We start from the raw sequence: 7,971 nt of genomic DNA, 5'->3' as shown, positions 1-7,971 counted from the left end.
AACCGGACAGATTGAACTTGGGGAATCAGACAGAAGGATATGGGACATCAATGCATCAAGGCTACGAAAGCAGCAATGTTGCAAATGCAGGACCTCAGCGGCCCTTACTTGATCACACGATCAAACCAAGGTACCAACAGATGCGCGCCTTTTTTTAACGATCGGCAGCCACCTGCAAACATGCATCATGCAAATGCCTCGAAACAATTCTTCCGCGCTGCGGAAATTGGATTGGGGTTACTTTGAAAAGTAGAATCACCCGAAATGGAGGCCACAAGCCTCCTTTCGTGTTTTATAGGGGGACGTTTGCAGCACGCGCAAACCTCTGACTTTTCAGGAATGAAGTTTGTATTAGTCCACGGTCAAAACCATTCAATACATCATGTCGATCCAGCTGAGTACGTCTTCGACGGTTCGGGCGGAGGCTATCGGCCGATCAAACCGGCTGTCCAAAATCTTTCCTGCGAATTCATTGCTCCATCCACCGATGCCTTCCACGGCACAAATCGGTTTGCCAAACTGCCAAGCATAAGCAATCTCCGATATCGTACCCGCTCCGCCGCCAACGGCAATCACCGCTTCCCCTGCGCGCACGACCAGTACATTGCGTGCAAAACCCATTCCAGTCGGGATCACAATGTCGCAATAAGCATTGGCTTCCTCGCGGTTTTCACCGGGAATGATCCCGATGGTAGCGCCCCAAAATGTACGTTCGGCTTTTTTCCCGCCTTTGCAAACGGCTTCCATAAATCCCAATTTTCCACCGCAGACAATTCCCAAGCCTTTGTTGACCAAACAATGGCCAAGCAATTCGCCAAATGCATAGATCTCGGGTGTACACTGCGATTCAGACGGCCCGATCAAGCTGATGTAAGGGACTTTTTGTTGTTCCACGAAACGTTCAATCGTAGGGTTTGGGTTCAAGGTAGAGGTTGCGGCTTTCCCTGACCACGGCCGGCGCCTCCTCGCCATATTCCGTGCGGATCGCTGCCAACTTGAATGCCAATGAGGCAGCTTCCAATGTCATCCCCTCCGCAGCCTCGAGCATCGCCGTTTTGACGTCAGTGCTGATTTTCAAGCCATTGACCTTGATTTGGCTGTCCAGCAATTTGCCCAGTTCCTTGGCGTCAGGCGTCGGGATTTCCAATACCGGAATCGAATAACATAGCTCCAAAGGAAGCTCCGGAACGGGATTGAGCAGCACAACGCGCTTTTTGTTCCCCGATTTGGGAAGATCGACCGTGAGCTTTCGCAATAAAATCTTGACGTCGGCACGGTACATGAAGTCGTAGACACCTTCGAAGACAAACATTTCGATGTCGTTGGAGTCTTGACGGCGCTCGACCTCGACCAGCATTTGGAGCAAATCGCTCACGCGCTCATCGACCGACATCACCGTGTCGAAGTTCAGGCTCATTTCCAGCAGGCCTTCGACACAATTCCATTTGTACAAAACAGCATCCGCCTCCTTGCACCAGCTTTTCAGACCCGCGTAGGCCCGCTCGAATTCTGTCGTGCGTAGCATAATGACGGGTGCAGCTGCATCCAAGACTTCGTTGATTCGATCAAAATATCCCATTGGAACCTTGGTTTTAGATGGTAATGTTAGCGAATGTCAAGGCTCGAAACAAACCTATTCTGCTTCCTGTCCAGTCAAAATGGCTGCATATTGCTCCATCAGCCGTAGATAAAGCGCCATTTCCTGTTTGGCTGCCGGATGATCGCCAGGTTGCGAAGCACCAATCGCCGTCACTTTCGCGCGAATATTGGCGCGGTAACATTTGAACCAGACGAAAAGCAAGCGCTCGCCACGGCCCTGCATCGCCGGCATCCGTGCAACGTATTCCTCCAAAAATGTTGCGGAAAGGGCTGGAAACCGATTCGCCTCCAAATCCATGCACAAAAAGGCCACTTCGTTCAGCACGTCGATTTGCCGGAAGTGGTCGTTGAATTCAATGCAATCAAATACCACCGGATCGGGATAGGCAAAAATGTTGCGCGTATGCAAGTCGCCATGCACATCTCGAACGAATCCGTCGACCAAACGCTGATGGATCAAATCTTGATGGGATTCGAGATAATGGTTGGAGGCTGCTGCAACCTTGGTCAGCCGTAGTGTTGCCCCGTTGCCCAACAACGATTCAAAAACCGATGATTGTCCTAAAATGTCCTCAAAATCAGCCTTGTAGTCGGCGGCATTGCTTTGCGAAACTTTGTGAATCACCTCCGCATCGCGGTGGAAACGGGCAATCTTGCTTGCAAGTACTTTCAGGTATTCGACCTTGATTTCACCCCGAAGCAAAGCACGGTCCATTTCGAAGTTGGCATCCAAACGCCGCATTTTGACCGCATAATCGATCACCTCGCCTTCGGTATTGTCTGCGGAACGCACCAGAAATCCATTCGCAGACCTGCAAATCGCTACGACATCCAAATAAACCTCAGGCGCCAGCCGCCGGTTCAATTCCAATTCCCGACGGCAGTAAAATGCGCGATTTTCCACCGTAGAAAAGTCCAAAAAGCTGAACGTAACGGGCTTCTTCAGTTTGTAGACCAAATCGTCCAGCAAAATCACGTACGAAATATGGGTTTCGATCAATTCGGGATGCCCCTGCAGGGTGTCCATCCATGCTTTGATCTCGGCCGGCGTCATATTTCTTCCTCCATCCAATCCTTGGCCTTTTCAATCATTTCATCCAAAGTGTATTTGTCGGAATGGAGGACCAAATGCCTTTCCTTGAGCGGTTGATATTGGTCCCGCAACTTCAAATAAACTCCGTAGTCGGCCTCGCTGTCTTCTCTAGGCTTGGAAAGCCGGTCGCGGATGACAGATTTATTGGCCCGCACTTCAATCCAGCGCACTTTGGAATGGGTGGTTTTGGCGACTTTGTTGAATTCATCGCGAAGACTTTCCAAGAAAAAAGTCGCATCAATGACCACTGTTTGGCCTGCACGCAGGGAATGTTCCATCCGTTCCAGCAAGGCAGCATAGACATGATGTTTCTCGGAAATCGAATAGGTATGATCAGGCGCCTTGGACTTGCGCATGATGTCTGAACTGAAATAGGCGGCATTGATCGCGGGCGCAAAATGTTTGGCAAAATAGGTCTTGCCAGACCCGGGCAATCCCGTGATCAATATCGCAACTGCTTGATTGGAACTCATTTGGATAATTCTGAGAATATTTGGCTCCCAGAGACCTCCAAGTTAGTCCAAAAACTTCAAAATTCTGACTCCCTCACGGTTGAAACCGCCGAATTCGACTACTTTTGAATATGGAAATGTCGCACGATCCCCATGAATGGAGCCTGAGGCAATGGCTCGTCTTTCTGCTTTTGACGGCAGCTTCCGTCGATGGCAAGCGTGCACACAATGAGCTGCGTTACCTTTCAGTAGAGTTGGGAAAGGAAACGCTCGATGCCATGGTTGCTTTCCTGGATACACTTGATGCCTCGGAGTCAGAGAGAATCTTGCAAGAATCGCTTCCGATATTTCTGCGCCGGCCCAATTCCCGTGAAAAACTGCAAAGGTTACTCAGAGATGTTTTTATGGCTGATGGCGAATATGGTGCTGAAGAGCAGGCACTCACAAAAAAAATCGGGGATTGGATCCGGGCGGCAAACCTTCAGTGAAAAATTTCTATGCCATATTGGGCATCGCCACCGATGCTGAACCCGAAGTCATCAAAGCGGCCTATCGGCAATTGGTACACGTCCATCATCCAGACAGAAATCCGCAAAATCCGAATGCAACAGAACGATTTCTGGAGATCAAGGAAGCGTATGACACGCTTTCTGATGAGGAGTTGAGATTGGAATACGATCAAGACTTTGTTGCGCATTTCCCGGGCTATGAATGGGAGGGCGACACGGATGAATCCGAGGAATGGCCAGAAAATCCGCCGGCTGTGATGCCGATCGTACACGACGATGGCTCCAATTCCTTGCTCCGCACGCTTTTGGTGCTCATTTTACCTTTGTTTGTCGGAGGAATGGTCATGAATTTCACCGGAGATCTCACTTGGACAGCAATTTCCACGTTTGCTGCCTTGGTTGCGGCTTTCTGGATCGGTCGAATGCTGGACGAGGATGTTTGATCCTTGCGCTAATATCATCGGGGCAATGCCAAGGGACCGAAATCTGGAACCCAATGAGGCGATGCTTGATCCGAAGGTAAATTCCAAGAAACTCGCTATGTTTGTTCTATGGTAAAACTTGCATTCAAAGGTTTTGTGGCGGTTTGCTTCTTGTCAGGAGCGTTTCTTGCAGGATGTTCGAACAAAGATTCCAACTCCTCCGCCAATCCGCAAGCTTCTTCCGCAACGATTGAACAGGCCGCGCCCATTTGGCTGGAGGTGAAATACGATGACGTTCGGCTGCGGGAATCAGCCGGGATGAAAGGTGCCGTATTGGGTTCCTTGAAAACAGGAGACCAAGTAAAAGACCTTGGCGAATGGTCCAAGGACCTGGAAACGGTTGTTTTACGCAACGAACGCATCACGGCCCCCTGGGGAAAGGTCGAATTGAAGGACGGAAAGCAGGGTTGGATCTTTCTGGGTGCGCTCGGACCGGTCATCGATCCGTCAATTGCCGAATTCAAAAAGGCGCTTGACAAATTGGACAAAACCGATTGCAAATCAATTGCTGCCGCTGTTGCGCAATTTAAGGTTTCGATGAAGGGGAAATCGCCCTTGATCGCCGATCAAGCGGTTCCTGAACTGGAAGAATTCGTCAATCGGGTGGCGGAAAAGATCAATGCCAATCAGTATGAGCGTCCTGACGCCCAGGAGTTTGAAACAATGTACGACGAGGAGGCGATTCGCAAAGCTTCACCAAAAGTGCGCGAACAAATCGAGGCTTGGAAGGCCTGCAAGCTTTATCTGGACTTTCCCGAAGGCATGTGTGTGATCTTGCCCAATCCCGGAATTTTTGACGATGATGTTGCGCCGTTTGTCTCTGAAACCGCAAAGAAATTTCTTGCGCAACGCAAGAAGGAGCTCGAAGAAGGCTGGGCAGAAGACGGCGGATTGCTGATTTCAGCCCAAGAATTGGCCGACCGTGCAGTGTTTTGGGACAATTTTCTCGTTGAGAATCCTACTTTTGTGAGCGTACCTTCCATTCGGCTTTTGGCCCGCAGTTATACAGTTGATTTATTGCTTGGTCAGAACAACACCCCCTCTCTTGGCTACGAAGACAACGGCGCCCTCGAAAAGGAATTCAAGGATGCGTACGAAAAGGTTTTGAAGGACCATCCAAAAACGGAAACCGCGCATCTGGTCCAGGAATGGTATGATCTTCTCAAGCAGTCTGGCTGGAAACGCAGCCCCAAAACGGATGATTATGCCACCAAGCTTGTGGGACTTTAATTTGAGAAAGCACTGGTCAATTATCTTTATGCTGAGCATGTTACAATTGCTTGGCGTTGCAGCTTCGGCCCAAAATACCGACTTGATCACGAAGGCAGACAGCAGTTTCGCTGCCGGTGACTACGCACAATTGTTGGTCGATTGCGACGCGGCGATTGTGGAATTTCCTGATTCAGCCTTCCTTTATTATTACCGCGGCGTTGCTGCTTTTGCCTTCGGGGAAAACGCCGCCGCCAAGGCGGACTTTGACAAAGCCATCGAATTGGAATCCGGCTACGCGGAAGCGTATGTGGCGCGAGCGCGCTTGTATTACGCCATGGGCGAGCGCGAGTCCGCCTACAAAGATGTGCGCGCTTGCCTCAAGCGTGACCCAACCCTGCTCGAGGCCTATCTTCTTCGCGCCGAAATGTACCTGGACGAGGCGATTCTCTCCGAGGCTTGGTCGGATTTGGAGGATGCCAAGCGGCTCGCGCCGCGCGATCCCGAGTTGTATTGCCTGCGCTCGGAGTATTTTTTGATTGCCGGCAATCCCAAGCAGGCCATCAAGGAAGCCGGCACTGCGATCAGGCTCGCACCCGATGCCGCAATGGGATATGCAGCGCAAGCAACAGCTTTTGAAGCCGCAGGCGACCTCGACCATGCAAAATCCGACATCGACTTGGCGATTCAGTTGGAACCCGAGGAATATGGCTTTCTGGCAAGTAGAGCCATGATTTTGGATGCCATGGGCGACCGCAGCGCAGCTTTGAAGGATTTGGAGCGATACCTCTCCAAGGATTCCCTCGCCTGGGACGCCTATCTGACCCGCGCTTGGTTGATGATGCGTGATACCAATTGGGCAGCAGCCGAATCCGATTTGTTGGCCGGATTGAAGATTCAGCCCAATGAGACAGGAATTTCGGATCAGTTGGGATACCTTTATATCCTGTCGAAAGATTTTTCCAAGGCACGACAAATTCTGGCGCCTTTGGTGCAGACTTCCCCCAATCTGGCTTTTGCCCATGCCAATCTCGGTTATGCAATTTTGAAATCAGGGGATACGGAGGCTGCGTTGAAACATGTGCAACAAGCCATCAAACTTGACGAATTCGAACCCCGAAGTTTCTTGTACCGCGCCGCCATTTATCACGAAATGAAGAAACCGACCAAAGCCTGCGAAGACCTGCAAACTGCCAAGGACCTCGGATTCATCGATTTTTATGGTGATTCAGAATACCTTGCGCTGAAAAAGATTGCCTGCGACTGAAGAAATTTCGGCATGCCCTGAAGATTTGTCAACAGACCCTCCAAAATTGAAAAAGTCTTTCCACTTTTAAGTTCTCCGGATTAACTTTTCGTTTTTCACTTTTCACTTTTCACTCAACTCAAAATGGGGACTTACGTCGGCAAATGGGATTGCCCGAAATGCGGCACCAAGCGCATCCTCGGTTGGGAAAATGGCCAAACCGTGGTCAGTTGCCCCGCTTGTGGGGGGCCATCCACGGGGAAATGGTACTTGGACAGCCGGGATATGGAAATCTCGGAGGCGGGCGAATTGGCGTTGGCAAAGTCCAAGCGTGCCTGGCAATGCGGGCACTGCGACAAAGTCAATGATGGATCACGCGACACCTGTATTTCTTGTGGAAATCCCAGAGACAAGGACTCTGGTGATGATCAGTTCATTGCACGAGAATACGATCCACGTGACGTCCCGCAAACGGGGGAGGAGGTCGAGAATCCAAGTGTGGAGTCGCCCACTGAAAATGCGGCTGCTTCGGTCGAGGGGATTTCGGCGCGCACGCGTTCGCGATGGGATATGGAGGCCGAGGCCAAACGGCAAAGGCGCAACAAAATCCTGAAAATCGTTGGGATTGCTGCCGGTTCGTTGGCCTTGTTGATATTCGTATTGACCTGGAAAAAGGAGATTCCAGTGATGGTATCGGGCTTTTCCTGGGAGCGGACCATTGACATTGAGAAATATGGCCCCCATAGCGAATCCAGTTGGGACAGCCCTCCGCCGGGTGCCTACGGGATTTCATCCGCGCAGGAAATCCACCATTATGACACGCGGGTTGTGGGCCGCGAATGCCATACGGAGACCTATTCAACGGTTTGTGGCACCACTGACAACGGCAACGGAACGTTCTCCGACCAATACTGTACCGAGACCCGGGAAGTCTGTGAAGATCAGACGGTTCAGGATCCCGTTTATGCGACAAGGTATTACTACACCATTGATCGATGGGGTTTTGACCATACAGAAACGACCACTGCCAAGGATCAATCGCCGCATTGGCCGGTTTTTTCCTTGACGACGTCTTCACCTGAAAGGTACAGGGAAGGCAAAAAGAAAGAAACCTATACCGTACACCTGCTGCGAAAATCCGGAAAGCCGGCTTCAGAAGATGTCGCACAAGATCGCTGGTCAAAAATGAAATCCGGTCAATGGCTTACAGGTTATAGAAATGTAATTTTTGGCTATTGGATGGGGCTTAAGGACAATGAATAATGGAGAATTGAGAATTGAGAATTGAGAATTGAGAAGCAATCAGCGCAGCTAATTGAAAATGGAGAACTGCGAAGCATATCAGCGAAGCTAATCGAAGATCGGCGAAGCCAATTGCGAA

At 50.5% G+C, this 7,971-nt stretch carries 9 protein-coding genes; 5 read left to right on the top strand and 4 right to left on the bottom strand.

Annotated elements, in window-relative coordinates; translation table 11 throughout:
• Positions 1-372: 372 nt before the first annotated feature.
• From IPN95_28560 to IPN95_28545, 4 genes are read right to left on the bottom strand one after another with little or no spacing between them, the layout of a single operon-like run.
• A complete protein-coding gene (locus IPN95_28560) occupies positions 373-894 on the bottom strand; it encodes a TIGR00725 family protein (protein ID MBK9453276.1) in 522 nt (173 codons plus the stop codon).
• A gap of 7 nt (positions 895-901) precedes the next feature.
• Complete coding sequence (locus IPN95_28555) at positions 902-1,579, bottom strand: hypothetical protein (protein MBK9453275.1); 678 nt, start codon at positions 1,577-1,579, stop codon at positions 902-904.
• A gap of 54 nt (positions 1,580-1,633) precedes the next feature.
• Entirely contained in the window at positions 1,634-2,653 is a 1,020-nt protein-coding gene (locus tag IPN95_28550) for a hypothetical protein (protein ID MBK9453274.1), read from the bottom strand.
• The gene (locus IPN95_28545) at positions 2,650-3,165 is read right to left on the bottom strand and encodes an ATP-binding protein (GenBank protein ID MBK9453273.1); all 516 of its coding nucleotides are present in this window, start codon (positions 3,163-3,165) and stop codon (positions 2,650-2,652) included. The genes IPN95_28550 and IPN95_28545 overlap by 4 nt, the downstream gene beginning before the upstream one ends.
• Before the next feature lie 116 nt (positions 3,166-3,281).
• On the opposite strand from IPN95_28545, the gene IPN95_28540 reads away from it, so the two are divergent.
• The 5 genes from IPN95_28540 (at position 3,282) to IPN95_28520 (ending at position 7,853) form a co-directional block, all read left to right on the top strand.
• Positions 3,282-3,632: a TerB family tellurite resistance protein gene (locus IPN95_28540; GenBank protein ID MBK9453272.1), complete on the top strand. Its 351-nt coding sequence runs from the start codon at positions 3,282-3,284 to the stop codon at positions 3,630-3,632.
• On the top strand, positions 3,629-4,096 hold the full coding sequence (locus IPN95_28535; protein ID MBK9453271.1) for a J domain-containing protein: 468 nt from the start codon (positions 3,629-3,631) through the stop codon (positions 4,094-4,096). Before IPN95_28540 ends, IPN95_28535 begins: the two co-directional genes overlap by 4 nt.
• Positions 4,097-4,204: 108 nt before the next feature.
• Positions 4,205-5,365, top strand: a complete 1,161-nt coding sequence (locus IPN95_28530) for an SH3 domain-containing protein (GenBank protein ID MBK9453270.1) — start codon at positions 4,205-4,207, stop codon at positions 5,363-5,365.
• Positions 5,366-5,402: 37 nt separating this feature from the next.
• On the top strand, positions 5,403-6,611 hold the full coding sequence (locus IPN95_28525) for a tetratricopeptide repeat protein (GenBank protein ID MBK9453269.1): 1,209 nt from the start codon (positions 5,403-5,405) through the stop codon (positions 6,609-6,611).
• Positions 6,612-6,734: 123 nt separating this feature from the next.
• Entirely contained in the window at positions 6,735-7,853 is a 1,119-nt protein-coding gene (locus IPN95_28520; GenBank protein ID MBK9453268.1) for a hypothetical protein, read from the top strand.
• The last annotated feature ends 118 nt before the right edge of the window (positions 7,854-7,971 follow it).

The sequence above is a fragment of the Bacteroidota bacterium genome (assembly GCA_016718825.1).
GTDB lineage: Bacteria > Bacteroidota > Bacteroidia > J057 > JADKCL01 > JADKCL01.
Note: the sequence above shows the minus strand (reverse complement) of the source record. Positions and strands in the feature narration are given on the sequence as shown.

Bases quoted from the DNA above. Each gene is read 5' to 3' on its own strand.
- IPN95_28555 (MBK9453275.1), bottom strand. From the start codon at position 1,579: ATGGGATATTTTGATCGAATCAACGAAGTCTTGGATGCAGCTGCACCC.
- IPN95_28550 (MBK9453274.1), bottom strand. From the start codon at position 2,653: ATGACGCCGGCCGAGATCAAAGCATGGATGGACACCCTGCAGGGGCAT.
- IPN95_28545 (MBK9453273.1), bottom strand. From the start codon at position 3,165: ATGAGTTCCAATCAAGCAGTTGCGATATTGATCACGGGATTGCCCGGG.
- IPN95_28540 (MBK9453272.1), top strand. From the start codon at position 3,282: ATGTCGCACGATCCCCATGAATGGAGCCTGAGGCAATGGCTCGTCTTT.
- IPN95_28530 (MBK9453270.1), top strand. From the start codon at position 4,205: ATGGTAAAACTTGCATTCAAAGGTTTTGTGGCGGTTTGCTTCTTGTCA.
- IPN95_28525 (MBK9453269.1), top strand. From the start codon at position 5,403: ATGTTACAATTGCTTGGCGTTGCAGCTTCGGCCCAAAATACCGACTTG.
- IPN95_28520 (MBK9453268.1), top strand. From the start codon at position 6,735: ATGGGGACTTACGTCGGCAAATGGGATTGCCCGAAATGCGGCACCAAG.